This window comes from Streptomyces sp. NPDC031474 (genome assembly GCF_055581185.1).
This window is the reverse complement of sequence record NZ_JBVIJX010000082.1, coordinates 1-1300: the sequence shown is the minus strand read 5'-3', so window position 1 is coordinate 1300 and position 1300 is coordinate 1. Positions and strand designations below refer to the sequence as shown.

General features: G+C 66.8%; 1 protein-coding gene. It reads left to right on the top strand.

Going from position 1 to position 1300, the window contains the following annotated elements:
* Window positions 1-66 precede the first annotated feature (66 nt).
* A protein-coding gene (locus tag ACZ5SK_RS48530) for an IS3 family transposase (protein ID WP_334573736.1) occupies window positions 67-1271 on the top strand; the annotation gives its coding sequence in 2 pieces (ribosomal slippage) (window positions 67-358 and window positions 358-1271; 1206 coding nt in all).
* The last annotated feature ends 29 nt before the right edge of the window (window positions 1272-1300 follow it).

The window sequence follows — 1300 nt, the reverse complement described above, 5'->3', positions numbered from 1 at the left end:
GGGCCTTGACCCCGGATGTTGAACACACGAGACACTGGATCCTGAGGATCTGAGAACGGACATCTCGTGGTCATGAAGAACTACCCGCCACAGTTCAAGGCGGACGCGGTCGCGCTGTACGAATCGCGACCGGAAGCGACGATCAGGTCGGTCGCAGCCGATCTGGGGATCAACCCGGAGACCCTGCGGAACTGGGTGAGGGCAGCCGGGGTGAGCCGTCCCCGAGGACGGCGGACGCAGGAACCAGCCCTGCCGCCGGCCCCGTTGGAGGCGGAGAACGCCGCCTTGCGGAAGAAGGTCCGTGAGCTGGAGGAGGAACGGGAGATCCTGCGCAAAGCGGCGAAGTATTTCGCCGGGGAGACGCGCTGGTGAACCGCTTCCAGTGTGTCGCCGACCTCCAGCGCCGCTACGGCGTGAAGCGGCTCTGCAGCATCCTCGGCGTCAGCCGCTCGAGTTTCTACTACTGGCGCCGGACGGCTGCCGACCGGGCCGCCCGGCAGGTGGCCGACGCCCGCCTGGCCGCCCGGATACGGGCGGTGCACCAGGAATCGGACGGCACCTACGGAGCCCCGAGGATCACCGCCGAGCTCCGCGAGGAGAACGGTGTCGCGGTCAACCACAAGCGCGTCGCCAGAATCATGCGGGCGTCCGGGATCGAAGGAGTCCGGTTGCGCCGCCGACACCGCACCACCGTCACCGACCCGACCGCCGCCAAGGCCCCGGACCTGATCAGCCGCGACTTCACCGCGGACAGGCCGAACACGAAGTACGTCGGCGACATCACCTACCTGCCCATCGAGGGTGGGAAGTTCTGCTACCTGGCGACCGTCATCGACCTCGCATCACGCCGTCTGGCCGGCTGGGCTGTCGCCGACCACATGCGCGCGGACCTCGTCACCGACGCCCTGGCCGCGGCGATCCGAACCCGCGGCAGTCTCGCCGGATCGATCATGCACACCGACCACGGAGCTCAGTACACGAGCAGAGCATTCGCCGAAGCATGCAGGTCAGCAGGGGTTCGGCAAAGCATGAGCGCAATCGGGTCCAGCGCGGACAACGCACTCGCCGAGTCCTTCAACGCAACCTTCAAACGCGAGACCCTGCAAGGACGAAAGAGCTGGCCAGACGAGCGTGAGGCCCGCCTCGACGCCTTCAGATGGCTCCACCGCTACAACACCCGACGCCGACACTCCCGCCTCGGACAACGATCACCGATCGCCTTCGAGAACGCCCTCCACCGCACACCAACTACGCTGGCACAAGCCGCATAACCCGTGTTCAGGATTCGGGGTCAAGGCCC